Origin of the sequence: Fusobacterium sp. (genome assembly GCF_019012925.1) — a bacterium.
In the GTDB taxonomy this organism is placed as follows: Bacteria; Fusobacteriota; Fusobacteriia; order Fusobacteriales; family Fusobacteriaceae; genus Fusobacterium_A.
In genome coordinates this window covers 19,810-38,800 of record NZ_JAGIRL010000038.1, presented here as the reverse complement: position 1 = coordinate 38,800, position 18,991 = coordinate 19,810, and the positions used below count along the sequence as shown (strand labels likewise).

Sequence of the window (18,991 nt, the reverse complement as noted above, 5' to 3'; positions counted from 1 at the left end):
TAATCTACAGTGGTTAGATTGTACAGCACCACAAGTAAGGATAGTGTCAGCACCTTTAGCGATAGCATCAGCCATAAGGAATTCAAGTTTTCTAGTTTTGTTTCCCCCAGAAGTAAGTCCTAAAAGGTCATCTCTTTTTATATAGATAGTAGGACCACCTAAAGCTTTAGAGAAGTTTTCTAATTTTTCAATAGGAGTAGTTCCTACAGTGTATCTTTTTCTTGGAAATTTTGCTAAATTCATATATATCACTCCTTAAATTTAATTAATCATAAGTTTATCTTATGAGATTATTATAATATATTATAAATATTTTGCAAATTATTGATGTGTTATATAACAGAACTATTTTTTCTTTTTTTATTTTTTTTCGTTATTAATCAACGCTAAATTAGATTTTAAAAATATGTGATTATATTTTATAAAAAAAAGTGTATCTTGATTTTAACAAAATAAAATGTTATAATATTAAATTAATTTATAGTATATTGGAGTGTAATTTTTAATGAAACTAACTGTTGATGATTATAATTTTATTCAAAAAATATTGTTACTTCCTAAAAATAAAATCAATGAATTTGATTTTCCAGAGTTAAAATCTTCTCAATTTAAATATAAAATTAACAAAATAAACTATTTACTAAAAATACTTCAAAAAGATTTTTTTTACAAACGAAATAACAATTATTTTATAAAAAATAAAGAAATATTAAATTTTTTGATTCAAAATCTTGATTTTTCTCAATTTAATAAAAGTCAACGGAAAAATATTATTTTAAACAAACTTTTAGTTGATCAATTTATAAAAATAAATAACTTAACTAACGAATTTTCACAGAGTAGAACTTCTATAAAAAATGATTTAGAAGCTTTAGAATATGAATTAGCACCCTTCTCTTTAAAACTTGAATACAAACACTCTCACGGGATTTTTATACAGGGAAAAGAGAAACAGATTCGATTATTTTTTTTAAGTCATTGGTTAAACTTCTTTGAATTTTTTAATTATGATGAAATAAAAATGGAAATAGATAGAATTGTCTTTGAGCTATTAAAGGGAAAAAACTCTTCTTTTGAAACTGCTAAAGTCTTAACAATTGTATTGTATATACAGTTCTATAGAATTAAAAATAGTAATTTTATTTCTGAATTAAGTACTAATGTAACTTCCGAAGGTTTTGAGAACATTCCTGAAACAACTGTTGAATTATTAAAAGGGTTTTTAAATAATGATTCTATAATTGAACAAAAATATTTTTTAAATTATTTTAAAGGATTGTGCTATGCAGAAGTTAGTAATATTTTTAATGTTCTATATCCTGAATTTAAAAATCTTTATAACACGTTTACAGAGGAATTAAGCAATGCTATTGGAGAAAATCTTTTAGAAGATGAATTTTTAAACAATCACCTTGAATCACATATACAAGCTGCAATTTTTAAATTGACAAACAGGATTCCTATAATTAATCCAGCTATTAAAGAAGATATCAGTGCTTTTAATGGTTTAATTAAAATTATTCAGAAAAAAATTAAGCCTATTGAAAAATATTTTAAAATAAAATTTAATTTAGCTGAGACTTTATTTATAGCCTTTCATTTAAAAGCAGCTTTAATAAGATTAGAGAATGAGAAATATACTAAAAAAAATGTATTACTAGTTTGTAATCTTGGTCCTGGAGCAGCAAAAATATTAATAAATGATCTAAACAAAAATTTTATTATCAATATTGTTGATTCTATTTCGTATTTTCAATTCCAAGTATACGATTTAAAAAACATTGATTTTATTATCCATACAGTTTCAGAATTATTTTCTGAAATTCCAAATTATAAAGTCAATCCTATCTTAACTCAAAAAGATATTACCACACTTACAAATTTAGGATTTTTCCTTAGATAAAAATAACCCCTTAGATTACTCTAAGGGGTTTAATATTTTCATATTACTATTTTTTTATGTTGTAGAATACATCCATTCCATTGTATTGAGCCATTGATCCTAATTCTTGCTCAATTCTTAATAATTGGTTGTATTTAGCCATTCTATCAGTTCTTGAAGTTGAACCAGTTTTGATTTGTCCTGCGTTTGTTGCAACAGCGATATCAGCTATTGTAGCATCTTCAGTTTCTCCAGATCTGTGAGATACAACTGCAGTCATTCCTGCTCTTTTTGCCATTTCTATAGCATCTAAAGTCTCAGTTAATGATCCGATTTGGTTAAGTTTTATTAAGATAGAGTTTCCAGCTTTTGTCTCTATTCCTTTTTTAAGTCTTTCTGTGTTAGTTACAAATAGGTCGTCTCCAACGATTTGTACTTTATCTCCGATCTTAGCAGTTAATAATTGCCATCCTGCCCAGTCGTCTTCTCCTAATCCATCTTCGATAGATTTGATTGGATATTTTTCTACTAATCCAGCATACCATTCTACCATCTCTTCAGAAGTTCTTACAACTCCTCCTTCTCTTGTGAAGTGGTATTCAAATTTACCAGGTGCTACTTCTTTACAGAACTCACTTGATGCAGCATCTATTGCGAATGTTATATCTTTTCCTGGCTCATATCCAGCAGCTTTTATAGCCTCAACTATAAGGTCTAAAGCTCCTTCTGTTCCATTTATTTTAGCTGGAGCATATCCACCTTCGTTTCCTACGTTAGTAGAATCTCCCATTTTCTTTAATAATTTTCCTAAGTGATGGAAAACTTCACAACCCATTCTCATAGCTTCAGCAAATGTTTTTGCTCCAACTGGTTGGATCATAAACTCTTGTACGTCTACTGCAGAGTCAGCGTGAGATCCTCCGTTTAAGATATTCATCATAGGTAGAGGTAATTCTTTAGCGTTTACTCCTCCTAAGTATTTATATAAAGGCATTCCTAATGCTTCTGCTGCTGCTTTTGCAACTGCTAAAGATACTCCTAGTATAGCATTAGCTCCTAATCTTCCTTTGTTTGGAGTTCCGTCTAATTCGATCATAGTTCTGTCTATTGCAACTTGGTCTATAGCGTCCATTCCTAAGATAGCTTCTCTTATTTCAGTGTTTACGTTTTTAACTGCAGTTAAAACACCTTTTCCTAAATATCTTGATTTATCTCCATCTCTTAACTCAACAGCTTCGTAAGCTCCTGTTGAAGCTCCAGATGGAACTGCTGCTCTTCCTTTTGCTCCACACTCTAACACTACATCTACTTCTACTGTAGGGTTACCTCTTGAATCAAGTATTTCTCTAGCTACTACATCAACTATTCTTGTCATTTTAAAAAACCTCCTAAGTTTTTATATTATCTTAAACTATAAAATAATTATATCACAATTTGTATTTTTTGACTATTTTACTTTTATTACTTTTACTGAGTTAGTTGTTCCTCTTTGGAAAACTTTTTCTCCACAAGTTGCAACAACTATATCTCCTGACTGTGCTAATCCTAACTCTACTGAAACTTTTTCAGCTAATTCGAAGAATGACTCTAATGTCTCTGCCTTATCATCATAGTAAGGAACTACTCCTCTTGAAATTACTAATTGGTTAGCTGTTTTTTCATCATTAGTTATTGCTAGTATTGTTGCTGCTGGGAAGTATCTTCTCATATCTCTTGCAGCTCTTCCTGATTGAGTTCCAACAACTATAACTTTAGCTCCTAGCTCTTCACTTACATCAGCAGTTCCTCTTGCTACTGCAGAAGTTATTGTTATGTCACCTTTATTTATACTTCTTTCTACTTTTACTAATGGATCCATCTTAGTTGCTACTTTTGCCATTACAGTAACTGCTTCTACTGGATATTTTCCTTTTGCTGATTCTCCAGATAACATTACACAGTCAGTACCATCTAAAATTGCATTTGCAACGTCGTTTACCTCTGCTCTTGTAGGTCTAGGATTTTTTATCATAGAATCTAGCATTTGAGTAGCTGTAATAACTACTTTTCCAACTTCGTTACATCTTTTTATCATCATTTTTTGTGCTAAAGGAACCTCTTCAACTGGAATCTCTACTCCTAAGTCACCTCTTGCTACCATTATACCATCAGATAATGCTAATATCTCTTCAAAATTATCTAATCCCTCTTGGTTTTCTATTTTAGAGATAATTTGTATTCTCTCTCCACCATTCTCATCTAATACTTTTCTTACTGCTCTTACGTCATCAGCCTTTCTGATGAAAGAAGCTGCAACATAATCTATTCCTTGCTCACAACCAAATTTAAGGTCACTTATATCTTTTTCAGCTAATGCTGGTAAATTAACAGCTACATTTGGTAGGTTAACTCCTTTATTTTCTCCTAACTCTCCACCGTTTTGAGCAACGCATTTTACTTCATTTCCGTTGATCTCAGTAACTGTAAATGCTAGTAATCCATCATCTATTAATATAGTATTTCCAACTTTTAAATCTTTTGCAAAACCATCATAAGTTACTGCAACCTTTGTATTATCTCCAATAACACTCTTATCTGTTGTTATTGTAAACTCTTGTCCTGCTACTATTGTAACATCTTTTCCACCCTCAAGTTTTATAGTTCTTATTTCTGGTCCTTTTGTATCTAATAATAATGCAGCTCTAATTCCTGTCTCTTTTTGAGCTTGTCTAAAGTTTATTATTCTATTTCCATGCTCTTCGTAATCTCCGTGAGAGAAATTTAATCTCATCATGTTCATTCCTGTGTTTAAAAGAGTTTTTAAACTTTCCACTGATTCAGTTTTAGGCCCAATTGTACAAACAATTTTAGTCTTTTTCAAATTACTCACCTCAAATTATTATAAAAATTTTTTAATTCTAGCTCAGTTTATACAGTTCTCCTTTATACCCATACCCAATAATTAACCATTTAGCATAAACTTACCTAATATAAATTCTATACTAAACTACACTATTTATCAAGAAAATATAAGTATATTTTTTAATCTTTTTATGGCTATTTTTTGACTAGCTATTTCATTTTTTGGTATATTTTTAAAAGGATTTTTTCTATATGTCCATTTTTCAAATTTCATAAAATCCTTTTTTAGTTTTTTAGCTTATAATTTTAGCATAATGTATAAAAGGAGAAAAATTTTAACTAATTAAAATCTTCCCCCCTTTTATCATATTTTATTTTTCCATTTCAGTTACAAACTTCTTAGTTATCTGTTGTGGTCTAGTTATAGCTCCACCTACTACAACAGCAAAAGCTCCTAAATCTAATGCTTTTTTAGCCTTAGCTGGTGTATCTAGGTTTCCTTCCCCAATTACTGGAATTGATACAGCTTTTATAACTTTTTCTAATTCTGTCACTGGATCATTCCCTTTAGTATAGTGTGTATAACCTACCAATGTAGTTCCTACTATATCAAAACCTATCTTTTCAGCATTTACTGCCTCTTCAACTGATGAAATATCAGCCATAAATAATTGGTTAGGATACTTCTCTTTAGCTTCTTTCATCAAATCATCTAAAGTTCTTCCATCAGGTCTCTCTCTCTTAGTTCCATCTATAGCAATTACATCTACACCTTCAGCTACTAATGCATCTATCTCTTTCATTGTTGGAGTAATATATACTTCATTATCTCCATACTGCTCTTTTATTATTCCAATTATTGGAAGATCTACATTCTTTTTTATCTCTTGTATATCTACAACTGTATTGGCTCTAATTCCTGATGCTCCACCTACATATGCAGCATAAGCCATTCTTCCCATTATAAATGAGCTGTGTAATGGTTCTTCTGGAAGTGCTTGACAAGATACTATTAATTTTCCTTTTACTCTATCTAATCTATTCATCTATAATCACCTTTCCTAAGTTTTATTAGTCTACTAACACTTTAAAGATTACTTTTTTTATTTTTTTAGTTTCCTCTCCACCTTTGATTAGTGCCATGTGTGGCTCTCCTGGGAAAAGAATTATATATTTTTTAGGATCTAAATAGAATAGGTTTTCTAACTCTCCCTCATATAATTCATAATCTCCTGCATCATCATACTCTTTTGTCAATTTGATATCAGTATTTGAGATATATCCTATCTTCTCTTCTCCCTCTATTACCATATGAATATCAATATATTTTCTATGGTTTTCTATAAATCCTTCAGCTAACTCTTTTGTCATAGGTGAATCTGGCTGATTGAAATAAACCTTCTCTCCATCAACTATATTCTTTCCAACTACTCCATTTTTATACTTACCTTCTAATATAAAGTCAATAGCTGTATCTAAATTTTTTGAAATCCCTTTGTACTTTCCTAATTCTTTTATCTCTCCATATATCATCTCTTTACCTCCGTTTTGTTCTCGTGAACATATATATAAAACATACAATCTTTTCTGAGTTTTGTCAATACATTTTATTTTAGTTTCCCTATTTTTTTCAACAACAAATACTCTGCACCTAAGATTCCAGCATTATTTCCCAATTCTGCAAATTTTATCTCTAAATTCTTTTTATAGTTCTCTCCTAATTTTCCATCTAAACTCTTCTTAATTCTATCTAAAAGGTAGTCACCCTGTTTTGTAACTCCACCACCAACTACAACCAAAGTAGGATTGAATATATAAGCTATTGTGCTCAATCCATCTGTAAAATAGTCTATCCAACTATCTACTACTGATTTTATCTCTAAATCTCCAGATTTTTCAAGCTCAAAAATCTCTTTTCCATTTAATTTCTTTCCAGTTTTCTCTTCTACCATTTTTACTAAAGCTGTTGCTGAAGCATATCTCTCATAGCAACCTTTTTTTCCACATAGACACTGCTCACCATTTTTTTCTATCTGTATATGTCCAAATTCTCCTGCTACACAAGTTTTTCCTCTAAAGATATCTCCATCTAAAACTATTCCACCACCAATTCCTGTTCCAATTGTTAAACATAGAAAATCTTTATCATCTTTTCCTGCTCCTAGCCACTTTTCTCCCAGTGCTGCACAGTTTACATCATTTTCTAAAACAGCTGGTAATTTATACTTACTTTCCAATCTCTCAACTAGATTAGTTCCTATCCAACCTGGAATTATTGGATTTCCACCTATTACTTTTCCTATAGTTCCATCTATCTGTCCTGTTCCAGATACTGCTATTCCCAATACATCTTCTGACAAATATCCATCTATCACTTTGCAAATATTATCAAATAGATTTTCAACTCCTTTACCTGCTTCTGTTGGAAACTCTCCTGTTTTTAAAATCTCTCCTATCTCTGTCAAAAGAGCAAATTTTACTGCAGTTCCACCTATATCAATCCCTATTACTTTCATTATTCCTCCTCAGTTATATTTATAAAAAGAGTGAATTAAAAATTCACTCTTTTTATTTTATCACAATTTTTTACTCTTGTATTCTTTTTTTTGTTACATTATTAAATTTGGTAAGAAAGTTATTATTCCTGGGAAAATAGTTATAACTACTAGTGTTATAAATATTGGTATTAAAAATGGTAGTACTCCTTTTGTTACTGTACTTACTGGCATTTTTCCAACTTGGGCAACTACAAATAGAGCCATTCCCATTGGAGGTGTTAAAATTCCTATCATCATATTTAAAGTTGTCATTACTCCAAAGAATACTAAATCTATTCCAACATTTGCAGCTACAGGAATTAACATAGGTAATACTAGGAATTGCAATGCTAAAGCATCTATAAACATTCCTAAGAAAAGTAATAACGCATTTATCATTATTAACACTGTTAATTTAGAACTTGCAAACTTCATAAATAGATCAGCTATTCTCATTGCAATCTGCTCTCTAGCTATCATATCTCCAAAGAAAGTAACAGTAATTATCATTAATACTGTAACTCCACTTATTGCCATAGCCTCTACACAATGTTTAAAGAAAGATTCAATAGTTAACTCTTTATATATAAAAGCTCCTAAAACAACTGAATATAGAGCTGCTACAACTGCTGCTTCTGTTGGAGTAAATAGTCCTGAGAAGATTCCACCTATTATTATAAATGGAGTTAATAGAGCCCAGAAAGACTTTTTAAAAGCGTGAACTTGCTCTTTAAAAGTAGCTTTTTTAGCTTTCTTATATCCTCTTTTTTTACAAATAAAATAGTTCATTATCATTAAAGCTATTGTTGTTAATACTCCAGGAACAAATCCTGCTAAGAATAGTTTTGCTATTGATTGGTTAGCAATTACACCATAAACTATCATACTGATACTAGGTGGTACTAATGGACCTATTATACAAGAGGCTGCTGTGATACCTCCACAGATATCATCATCATAACCCTCATCTCTCATAGCCTTTATTTCCAATTGTCCCAATCCACCAGCATCTGCAATAGCTGATCCTGACATTCCAGAGAAAATAAGAGATGCTGCTACGTTTACATGTCCCATTCCTCCAGTATAGTGTCCCAATAATGCTTTTGCAAAGTTGAATATTCTTTCAGTAATTCCTGACCCATTCATCAATATACCTGTAAGTACAAAGAACGGCACACTCAATAAGCTAAAACTATTTAAACTATCTACTAATTTTGCTGATGCAAAATATACTACATTCCATCTTCCAGTTGAGAAATAGAAAAGTGTTGCTGCCATTAATGACCATCCTACTGGAAGTCCAGCAAATATCATTACTAGCCATACAGCTATTGTTACAAATCCACCCATACTACCTAATTTGATATATTTAGATACTCTCAATGCAGCAAATATCTTTGGATTTACTATTACTAAACCTATTATTACAGCTAGAGCTATAAGTATAAATACTGGTTTTATAAGAACTTTATCATTTTCATAGTTCTCTTTATATGCCTGATAAAAACGGAATAACATAAGTATTGAGATCAAAGGTAGTGCTAAATACATCCAACCACTTGATATTTTTAATGATACCAACTCAAATATCCATTTCTTTTGATACAAAATATTTCCCAAATATCCCATAAAGATAATACAAACCAATATAATCAATTGAGATATTGTGAAAACTATTTTTTGAACCATTGGACTAAATCTAGTAAATAAGAAATCTATTAGTACGTGTGTCTGTTTTCTTATTCCCATACTTATTCCTAACATTCCTACATAAACAAATATTAAACTTGAAAGCTCCTCACTCCACATAAGAGGTTTTCCTAGTACCTGTCTTGAGATAATCTGTAATACCAATACCAAGAACATTCCTACAAATAGGGTTCCTCCAATCCACTCTTCTAATTTATCAACTATTTTCATTATTAACTCCCTCTATATTTTGATACTATCTTACTGCGTTAATCTCTTTAATTCCCTCTTCTCCAACTTTTCCATTTTTCTTAGTATACTCTTCATATACTGGTTGCATAGCTGTTTTAAACTCATCTGTATTTGGTTCAGTTATTGTTACTCCATTAGATTTAAAGAAATCTTTTAAGTTTGCTTCTTCATCTACGAATAATTTTGTATGATAGTTTGCTGCATCTTCAGCTGCTGCTTTTACTACTTGTTGTAAATCCTCTGGTAACATCTCCATAGTAGAGTTACTTACAATGTATAATTGGTCATTGATTATATGGTTAGTCATTGCCAAGTATGGTTGTACCTCATAGAATTTTTGTGCTCTTATAGCTGATAATGGGTTTTCTTGTCCATCTACTGAGTTAGTTTGTAGAGCTAAGTAAACTTCTGAGAATGCCATTGGTGTAGGAGATGCTCCTGAATATTTAGCATAGTTTAAGTTTGCTGGTGCAGTTGGAACTCTTAATTTTAAACCTTTCATATCTTTAATAGATTTGATTGCTTTGTTTGAAGTAGTTTCTCTTGTTCCGTTATATCCTTGTGCTAATATTGTAATTCCTAACTCATCATTAATTTTTCCAATTAAGTTTTTACCAAACTCAGTTTCCCAAGTTGCTTTTTGCATATGGTTAAAATCTTTCATCATATATGGTAAAGTATATACTTCTGCTTCTGGGAAAAATATAGAGAATCTTCCTAATTCTGCAAATGTAAAGTCTAATGCTCCTCCTGATAGTTGCTCTATCATACTTCTATCGTCTCCAAGTTGTCCATTTGGGAAAATAGAAACTTCAATCTGTCCATTTGATTTTTCTTTTAATTGTTTTGCAAAATACTCTGCTGCTTTATACTCATTTGATGATGTTCCAGCTACCATTCCCATTTTAAGTTCATACTCTGCTGCAAGTGCTGCTGTTGTCATTACTCCAAATAACATTCCTAGTCCTAAAATTCTTAAACTCTTTTTCATAACTTAACCTCCAACATTTTTTATATTAATCTTCTAAATTCTCATAAAAGATTATGTGCGATTTTGAAATATCCCAATTCCTATCTTGTTCTTTGTTTCTATATAGCATTTCAAATACTCTTTTCCCTGCCATATACCCTTCTGATGCTATCTCTTCCATTACTGTAATATCAATAATTTTTTTTCTTATCAATTTTTTTATAATGATTCCAATACCATTAGTTACAATCTTTCTATCTTCTAATAGATTATGTGGCACTTTATCCAGTATATCGTGAGCATATCTATTGATGTATAATCCTTTTATATTATCGCTCTTCAATTTTTCCTCTAAATACTCTATGCTCTCCTCTATTCCACTCAAATTAATCGGTCCCTCTATTTGGAAATTTTCCTCAGTTATTCTTTTTAGAAATCCATCTAAATAGAGTTTTGATGAAACTTTATCATCTCCATTGTCAATGATCAGTATCTTTTCATCTCTACGTAGAAGTTGTGACATCAATCCTGCTGCTATCTTCCCTTGTTTCTTATGATCTGGACCTACATGTGGAATATCTCTGTGCAATCTAATTCCCAATGATAAAATTTTCAGATCTTTTAATTTAGGTTTTAATATTTCATATACTCTGTTCTTATCTAATGGAGTTATTATTATTCCATCTAAATCTCTCTCTTTTAATACTTTTTTTAAAACATCTAACTGCTCATCTGGATCGTTAATATCTGTTATCTTAATATCAATGTGATAGTTGTAAGCTCTATATTCATTAGCTACCTCTTCTATCCCTCTCAATATCTCTTGAGTATAAAACTCATTTCTAGATTTAACTACCAAAGCACACACTCTTTTGCTCTTTTTGGCTCCTAGTGAGCTTCCTAGATAATTTTTTTCATAGTTAGTCTCTTTTACTAACTCCAAAATCTTTTTTTTCGTTTCTTCTTTTATTAAAGGACTTCCATTTATAGCTCTTGCTACAGTTGTTCTGCTTATCCCCAATTTTTCAGCTATCTCTTTTTGTGTTATCATAGCAAGCTCTCTCCTTAAAATATGTTCACGTGATCATTTAATAATAATATACCCTTTTTTTCTATTTTTGTCAATGTTTTCTCTAATTTTTTATATTTTTTCAGTACATTTAAAACACTATATAATCAATTATTATTTTTTTAAAACTATAAAATTTTATTAAGAAAAAATTTTTTCCCACATGCGTACACGTAAAATTCAGTATTCCAAGTATATTTTAATCTATTCTTACTATTTTAGTACAATATTTTCAAAAAATATATGTTGACAAATTTTAATAAAAATAATATTATAAATCAACGCAACAATATTGTTCACGAGAACAATTTTGAATTTACTTAATTTAATATTTAGGAGGTTATTTATGAGCTGGCACTGGCTTAACTGGATTGTTATTTTACTGTATTTTATAGGAATGTTTATGGTTGGGGTTTATTTCTCTAAAAGAGCGAACTCTACTGAAGATTACTTCAAAGCAGGGGGAAGAGTTCCTTCTTGGGTTACTGCTTGTAGTATCTATGCAACTGCATTATCTTCTATTTCATTCATAGCTATTCCTGCATCTGTCTTTAGTAAAGGTTGGCTACTTGGTATGGCTCCATTAGGAATAATTCCTATTGTTTGGGTTGCTGCTGTAGTATTTGTTCCTTTCTTTAGAAGAGTTAATGTCACTACTGCTTATGAATATCTTGGGAAAAGATTTGACAACAAATTTAGACTTATTGGAAGTTTAGCTTTTATTCTATTTCATATTGTTAGAATGGCTATTGTTCTTTACTTACCAACACTAGCTTTACAACAAGCACTTCCATCACTTAATCCTGTTGTTTTAACAGTTGGAGTAGCTATTTTCTGTGTAGCTTATACTTCTATGGGAGGAATCGAAGCGGTACTATGGTCTGATGCTATACAAACTATTGTTCTTCTATTTGGAGCTATTTTAATTATCATAGCTGGATTTACTGCAGCTCCTGAAGGAGTTGGACAAGGATTTTCTACTCTATCTGAAAATGGAATGTTATTAAATAGTGACTTTTTCAGTTTAGATCTAGCAAAAATTAGTATTTGGACTATGTTAATTGGTGGATTTGTAAACTCTATCTATGCATATGTTGGAAGTCAGGATATAGTACAAAGATACAACACTACAAAAAATGAGCATGAAGCTAAAAGAAGTTTATTTATGAATATTCCTTTACTACTTACTAGTATTTTTATCTTTGTTGGTATGGGATCTGCTTTATTTATATTCTTTAAATACAAAGCACAACTTCCTGCTGGTATCAATGGTAATGCTATACTGCCATATTTTGTAATCCAATATATACCTACTGGTATTTCAGGACTTGTTTTAGCAGCTATCTTTGCTGCTGCTCAATCTACTGTTTCTTCAAGTTTAAACTCTGTTTCTACTTGTATGACTGCAGATATTTTAGAGCACTTAAGACCTGATATGACTGATCATCAAAAACTATCTTTTGCTAAAAAATCTAGCTGGTTAGTTGGTATCCTTAGTACAATAATTGCTGTACATTTCCTATATTCAGGACAAGGAGATATGTTCCTATATTTCCAAGCTATAACTGGTTTATTAGGTGGACCTATTGCTGGAGTATTCCTTGCAGGTATCTTCTTTGAAAAAGTTGATACAAAAGCTGTTTGGATTGGATTTATAGCTTCTATATTAATAGCACTATATCTAACTAATCCTATGGGAATAGCTAATGCAATTATACCTAATTATGTTCAACCTAAAGTATTTGAGTTTATGATCTCTTTCTTAATAATTGGTGGAAGTGTTATTATTTCTCTTATTGCTTCATTTTTCACTGCTTCACCAGAAAAACATCAAATAGAAGGTTTAACTTATTCTTCTGTTAAGAAAATGAAAGAAGATAGTAAATTAGGATAATTGATAGATAAAAAAGAGGATTTATATACTGTACTCGTTCTTATTTGAATACAGTATATAATCCTCTTTTTTTTATTCACTCTTTATATTTTTACAAATTGTTAAGACATAGATATTATCTACATAGATATCATCTTTCAATAATTCACATAAATTTCTCAAAGTAGCTCCTGTACTAAAAATATCATCAACAATGAGTATATTACCTCTCTTAGTTAGTTTTCTCTCCTTACTGATACTATTTTTGAATAGTTCCATTTTCTTTTCTATTGGTAGTTTTTTCATCTCTTCAGAGCTCAATTTTCTAAAAAAGTCCAATGAAATTGGTTTGTTTAAATTTTCACCTAGATGCTTTACTATTTGAAAAAGTGGCTGTATCTCCCTTTTAAAAGTAGGAGGAGTAGCTATTATTCCATCTATCTTATCCTCTATCTTCCATTGATTTCTTATAAAATCAGTAGCAACTTCTGCTATATCAATAGCCTTATCATACTCTTTATGATATTTTAATTCATTTAAAGCTTTTCCAATCTCACTATATTCAACATCAAATATAGGATAACCAAATATATCTTCCCCTTCATAATTACTCTTTAGCATAAAATAATCTAATGTATAACCTTCCTGCCAGTTTCCTTCTATTATCATAGGATTTATCTTCACTTTTCTTCCCTCCTAATTGTTTCTATAACTAAATTATACATTTTTTGTGAGTAAAAATCAAATGAACTGTCTTATTTTTTTTCAATATAATTATTTTTTAACTGTTTTTTAAGATTTTTTCAAAAAAATGCTTGATATTATTTACTTCATATTGTATAATCTAGTTAATTGTTCTTTAACTCTGATTTTGTTTAAGAACAAGAAGTTTTTTATTCTTTTGGAGGTTGTAAAATGTTAAATGGAAAAGTAAAATGGTTTAATAAAGAGAAGGGGTTTGGATTTGTAACTAGCGAAGATGGAAACGATTATTTCGTACACTTTACTGGAATTATCGGAGATGGATTTAGAACTTTAGAAGAGGGACAAGCTGTTACTTTTGAAGTTACTGAAGGTAAAAAAGGTCCTATGGCTATTGACGTAAAAGTTGCTTAATCCTTTATACATAGAGATTTTAGAGAGCGATCAATCGCTCTCTATTTTTTTAACTATTATCTATTTTTTCCTATCTTAGATAAAAATTCAAATTTCTTAATGGTGTCTAATACTTTTCTAGGATTTACAAACTCATCTAATTTTGCTATAAAACTGTGATTATTAGTCAAATCCATAAAATCTGCCAAAGCCTCTAAATGTTCCTCTCCGTCATTAGATGTAAAAACTAATATTATTTTTACAGGTAAACCTCCTGGAAAATCTATCTCTTCTTTTAATATCAAAAGTCCCATACTTGTTTTAAATACATTATTATCATTCTTACTGTGAGGAATAGCAATTTTTTTATTAGTTACCATGTAGGATCCATACTCTTCTATTTTCTTAATCATACTCTCTATATAGCTTATATTACATGCTCCTTCCTCTATCAATAACTCTCCAATATCTTGAATGGCCTCCTTCCAACCTTTAGCCTCACTCTGTAAAATTATATTATCTCCTAAAAGTTCAGAAAGAGAGAGTATATTTTTGCTGGTATCATCAATAAGAAGATCTCCCATAAGCTCTTTTAACTCTTTTTTTAATGTTGATAGATTAGTTATCAGAGTATTTTTTTCTATAATCTTTATCAAGTTAGTGAATTTAACCTTTCTCTGTTGCTCCTGCAGACCAGCTCTTTCTAAATTTATCCTATCGTCACCAGATAAGATTGTATTCACCTGTACTAGAGGTTTTGAAAAGCTATTCTCTAAGTGTAGAGTAGTTACAATTAGATCTATCTCTTCTAGATCATACTCCTCTAATTTATATACTGGAATTATATCTTTCACAAAGATACTATAAGTATTTTTCAATTGTTGAGCTAATAGCTTTGATGTTCCATAACCAAAACCACAAACAATTAGAACTTTTTTCTCTAAAGAAAAATTTTTATCTATGGCACTCTTAAAATGAGTTCCTAAAAAAGCGATCTCATCTAAAGTAAGCTCCATTCCTATAAACTCTTCTAATGGATAGACAGATTTTTTAGTAGCTTCAAAAATGGGCTTATAATTTTTTAAAAAATCATCTAAAATGGAGTTCTCCAACGAGATATTGTTTTTTAATCTATGTATAGTCGGTTTTAAATGATTAATAATTCCATATAAAAGATCCTTGTCCTTAGTTAGATCTATCTCCATATTAATGGAAAAATTCTCTATTATCTTCTTAGCTAAAACATCTATCTCTATCCAAAAATTATAAAAATTACTCTCATCACAATAGTTATGACATCCTAGATATAGGTCAGTCACTCTCAAAATCTCCATTTCATTTATATCTACATCAAATTTTTTCTCTAATCTTCCTACATTTCTTTTTATCTGTAAAAATTCTGTGGTTCTTCTAAAAAAATTTTCATTCTCAATACTTGTTAAAACTCTACCATTTTTTATTCTCCAAATCATAATACAGATATAATTTTGAAATGTCAAATATGGTTCATCAGCAATTACAGTATTATTTTCTTTCATCAATAGATCTATAAATAATTTAGCTTCCTCTCTCAACTCATTTGAAAATATTTCCTTCAATAGTTTCATTACATATTGAGAACTGTTATTAGAAAAATAGTTAAAATATCTATTTAAAAATTTTAACTGAACTATTCTAATACTACTTTCCTCCCCTACTAAGATTAAACCTTTCTGAACCTCTGTTTCCAACTTTAGATTATACTTTTCAAATTTTTCACGAATTACTCTTATTATACTTTTTATTGTTGTCCTACTTACATCCAATTCAACACATAGCTCATTTAAATTTATCCTACCTTGAAATAAGATTTTGAATAGAATAATCTCATCTTTTATCTCGTCAGTAGAAATATTTTTTTGAAAAAAAGAGATTATGTTAGAGAGTTCAGTTAAATCTGTAAATAGTAGTTCACCCTTAGATCTTTTTTCAATAATATTAAATCTATTTTCAGAAAGAGTTTGATTAATTTTCTCTATATCATATCTAATGGTTCTCTCATTTATTTGAACCACTTCAGAAATATATTTATAAGATGATCTTCCACCATTCTCTAAAAATATTTTTAATATCTCTAACATTCTATTTGTCATTTCTCTCTCCTTCTAAATCCTTATTTTTTAAATTATATCATAAATTACAATTTTTAACTAAAATAAAACATATAAAGTCAAAAAAAATCATATTTTTTTGAAAAAATTAGATTCTATTCAAAATTATAAAATTTTGTTATACTCAAAATATATAAAAATATGGAGGTACAGATATGAATTTTAGAAATTTAATTGATGAAAGTCTAATTGTTCTTGATTCTGATTGTAAAACAAAGATTGAAGTTATCAATAAATTAGTTGATCTTCTAGATGCAAGTGGAGTTTTAGAAAATAGAGATGAATTTTTTAAAGTTGTTATGGAGAGAGAAACAAAATCTCCTACTGGATTAGAAGAGGGGTTAGCTATTCCACATGGAAAATCTACAACTGTTAAAAATGCTAAAATTTCGGCAATAAGATTAAAAAATAAAATCTCTGACTGGGAGTCAGTTGATGAAGACAATGAGGTTGAATTAGCTTTCTTAATAGCTATTCCAGATTCTGAAAAAGGTTCTACTCATATAGAAGTTCTTTCAAATTTGACTACTCTATTTATGGAAGATGGATTTTTAGAGGAGTTAAAAAATGCTAAAACTAAAAAAGAGTTTCTAAATGTCATACTAAAAGAGGAGAAAGTAGAGGAAGAAAAAGTGGAAGAAAATACTTTTACTTATGAAGTTGAAGAGAAAAAAGATTTTAAACAAACTTTAAATAGAATGAAGGAACACTTACTATTTGGAACATCTCATATGATTCCATTTATAGTTGCTGGTGGAGTATTGCTCTCATTAGCTGTAATGTTATCTGGAAAAGGTGCTGTACCTGATAGTGGTTTCTTAAAAGAGATGGCAGATATGGGTATTGCAGGACTTACTCTTTTCACTGCTGTTTTAGGAGGATATATAGCTTACTCTATAGCTGATAAACCAGGTTTAGCACCAGGTATGATAGGATCTTGGATAGCAGTTCAAAACTATAAAACTGGATTCTTAGGAGCAATCATTGTTGGTTTTATAGCTGGATTTATTGTTCAATGCTTAAAGAAAATAAAATTACCAGATAGTATGAAGTCACTAGGTTCAATATTTATCTATCCTCTAATTGGAACTTTCTTAGTATGTTCAGTTGTAATCTGGATAATAGGTACTCCTATTGCAAGTATGATGGGAGCAATGAACAATTGGCTAGCTGGAATGGCTGGAAGTGGAAAAGTTTTATTAGGAACTATTTTAGGTGGAATGACTGCATTTGATATGGGTGGACCTATCAATAAAGTTGCTACTCTTTTTGCTCAAACTCAAGTTGATACTCAACCTTGGTTAATGGGAGGAGTTGGAATCGCTATCTGTACTCCACCTTTAGGAATGGCATTAGCTACATTTATGTCTCCTAAAAAATATACAAAAGATGAAAAAGAAGCTGGAAAAGCTGCTGCTATTATGGGGCTTATCGGTATTAGTGAAGGTGCAATTCCATTTGCTGCTGCTGACCCTATGAGAGTTTTACCTGCCATAGTTGCTGGTGGTATTGTTGGAAACGTTATCGGTTTCTTAATGAACTGTATTAACCATGCTCCTTGGGGAGGTTGGATTGTTCTTCCAGTTGTTGAAGGAAAAATAGGATATATAATTGGTACTATAGCTGGGGCTTTAGTTACTGCGATAATTGTAAATAGTTTAAAACCTGTTGCTGTTGAAGAAGAGGAGCTAAAAGAAGAGATTGAAAATTACGAAAGTGTACAAGGTGAAGGAGAAGCAGAAGTTTTAGCAATAACATCTTGTCCTTCTGGAGTAGCTCATACTTTCTTAGCTGCAAAAGCTCTAGAAAAAACTGCTGCTAAATTAGGAGTAAAAATAAAAGTAGAAACTCAAGGAGCGAATGGAATTGTTAATAGAATAACTCCAAAAGATGTTGAGAATGCTAAAGTTATTATCTTTGCTCATGATGTTGCTATTAAAGAACCTCATAGATTTAAAAATATAAAAGTAGTAGATGTTAAAACTAAGGTAGCTATTCAAGATCCAAAAACTCTAATTCAAAATAGCTTAAAATAATAGAAAAAATAGCCTCTCCAATTAGATCACTAATCTGGAGAGGTTATTTACTATCTATTCATTTATTAATCTAACTATTTCATTAACTTTTGATATCTTCATAACTTTTTCTCTAAAACTATCATCAAGAATTTTTTTAGATAGATCTATCAATATGCTAATTTTATCAGTTCCCTTTCCTTCATCTGGGATAGCTAACATAAATACCATTTTAGCAATCTCTTTCTCTTCTAAATTCCACATAATTGGAGTTTTTAATCTTGCAAATGCTATTCCTGGTTTCTTTACAGTTTTTGAAGTACCATGAGGCAATCCAACATCATATCCTACAGCAGTTGGTGCTATATCCTCTCTCTTATATAAAGCAGTTAAAAACTCTTCATAGTCTTCAACAAATCCCTCATCAGAAATAGCTTTTGCCATTCTCTCTATCACTTCTTTTTTCGTACTACAATCTAACTCCAACATTACTAACTTCTCTGTTATTAGTCCCATTATTCCTCCTTATAATTGTATAATAATCTACAATTTCTTCTCCCTACATCATCACTTATTTAATCCCATAATAATATTATACTTTTTTCATGACATTACTTC

At 30.1% G+C, this 18,991-nt stretch carries 16 protein-coding genes; 4 read left to right on the top strand and 12 right to left on the bottom strand.

Annotated features, from left to right (window positions below):
* Positions 1-243 (bottom strand): pyridoxal-phosphate dependent enzyme (locus QZ286_RS06980; protein ID WP_291256238.1); only part of this gene is annotated, 243 nt, incomplete at its 3' end.
* A gap of 304 nt (positions 244-547) precedes the next feature.
* Here QZ286_RS06980 and QZ286_RS06975 point away from each other — a divergent pair.
* Positions 548-1,903 carry a PRD domain-containing protein gene (locus QZ286_RS06975; RefSeq protein ID WP_291256237.1) on the top strand — a complete coding sequence of 452 codons (1,356 nt, stop codon included), beginning with the start codon at positions 548-550 and terminating at the stop codon, positions 1,901-1,903.
* 46 nt (positions 1,904-1,949) lie between these two features.
* Here QZ286_RS06975 and eno read toward each other — a convergent pair whose 3' ends face one another.
* The 8 genes from eno to QZ286_RS06935 form a co-directional block, all read right to left on the bottom strand.
* Complete coding sequence (eno, locus tag QZ286_RS06970; protein ID WP_291256236.1) at positions 1,950-3,257, bottom strand: phosphopyruvate hydratase; 1,308 nt, start codon at positions 3,255-3,257, stop codon at positions 1,950-1,952.
* A 72-nt stretch (positions 3,258-3,329) separates the two neighbouring features.
* Positions 3,330-4,742, bottom strand: a complete 1,413-nt coding sequence (pykF, locus tag QZ286_RS06965; RefSeq protein WP_291256235.1) for a pyruvate kinase PykF — start codon at positions 4,740-4,742, stop codon at positions 3,330-3,332.
* Positions 4,743-5,094: 352 nt separating this feature from the next.
* Positions 5,095-5,769: an N-acetylmannosamine-6-phosphate 2-epimerase gene (locus QZ286_RS06960; RefSeq protein WP_291256234.1), complete on the bottom strand. Its 675-nt coding sequence runs from the start codon at positions 5,767-5,769 to the stop codon at positions 5,095-5,097.
* Between the two features lie 25 nt (positions 5,770-5,794).
* Positions 5,795-6,256, bottom strand: coding sequence for a YhcH/YjgK/YiaL family protein (locus QZ286_RS06955; RefSeq protein WP_291256233.1), 462 nt, complete (start codon positions 6,254-6,256; stop codon positions 5,795-5,797).
* Between the two features lie 74 nt (positions 6,257-6,330).
* On the bottom strand, positions 6,331-7,239 hold the full coding sequence (locus QZ286_RS06950; protein ID WP_291256232.1) for an ROK family protein: 909 nt from the start codon (positions 7,237-7,239) through the stop codon (positions 6,331-6,333).
* Positions 7,240-7,332: 93 nt separating this feature from the next.
* Entirely contained in the window at positions 7,333-9,180 is a 1,848-nt protein-coding gene (locus tag QZ286_RS06945) for a TRAP transporter large permease subunit (RefSeq protein ID WP_291256231.1), read from the bottom strand.
* A gap of 25 nt (positions 9,181-9,205) precedes the next feature.
* Positions 9,206-10,192, bottom strand: coding sequence for a sialic acid TRAP transporter substrate-binding protein SiaP (locus tag QZ286_RS06940; protein WP_291256230.1), 987 nt, complete (start codon positions 10,190-10,192; stop codon positions 9,206-9,208).
* 25 nt (positions 10,193-10,217) lie between these two features.
* A complete protein-coding gene (locus QZ286_RS06935) occupies positions 10,218-11,243 on the bottom strand; it encodes a LacI family DNA-binding transcriptional regulator (protein ID WP_291256239.1) in 1,026 nt (341 codons plus the stop codon).
* 343 nt (positions 11,244-11,586) lie between these two features.
* Here QZ286_RS06935 and QZ286_RS06930 point away from each other — a divergent pair, with 343 nt between their 5' ends.
* Positions 11,587-13,134: a sodium:solute symporter gene (locus tag QZ286_RS06930; RefSeq protein ID WP_291256229.1), complete on the top strand. Its 1,548-nt coding sequence runs from the start codon at positions 11,587-11,589 to the stop codon at positions 13,132-13,134.
* Between the two features lie 72 nt (positions 13,135-13,206).
* On the opposite strand, the gene QZ286_RS06925 is transcribed toward QZ286_RS06930, so the two are convergent.
* Positions 13,207-13,797 carry a ComF family protein gene (locus QZ286_RS06925; protein WP_291256228.1) on the bottom strand — a complete coding sequence of 197 codons (591 nt, stop codon included), beginning with the start codon at positions 13,795-13,797 and terminating at the stop codon, positions 13,207-13,209.
* A gap of 231 nt (positions 13,798-14,028) precedes the next feature.
* Here QZ286_RS06925 and QZ286_RS06920 point away from each other — a divergent pair, with 231 nt between their 5' ends.
* On the top strand, positions 14,029-14,229 hold the full coding sequence (locus tag QZ286_RS06920) for a cold-shock protein (protein WP_291256227.1): 201 nt from the start codon (positions 14,029-14,031) through the stop codon (positions 14,227-14,229).
* Between the two features lie 56 nt (positions 14,230-14,285).
* Here QZ286_RS06920 and QZ286_RS06915 read toward each other — a convergent pair whose 3' ends face one another.
* Entirely contained in the window at positions 14,286-16,340 is a 2,055-nt protein-coding gene (locus QZ286_RS06915; RefSeq protein WP_291256226.1) for a BglG family transcription antiterminator, read from the bottom strand.
* Between the two features lie 173 nt (positions 16,341-16,513).
* Here QZ286_RS06915 and QZ286_RS06910 point away from each other — a divergent pair, with 173 nt between their 5' ends.
* Positions 16,514-18,394, top strand: coding sequence for a PTS fructose transporter subunit EIIC (locus QZ286_RS06910; RefSeq protein WP_291256225.1), 1,881 nt, complete (start codon positions 16,514-16,516; stop codon positions 18,392-18,394).
* 54 nt (positions 18,395-18,448) lie between these two features.
* Here the strand turns inward: QZ286_RS06910 and QZ286_RS06905 are convergent, their stop codons facing one another.
* Entirely contained in the window at positions 18,449-18,889 is a 441-nt protein-coding gene (locus QZ286_RS06905; protein WP_291256224.1) for a PTS sugar transporter subunit IIA, read from the bottom strand.
* Between the last annotated feature and the right edge of the window lie 102 nt (positions 18,890-18,991).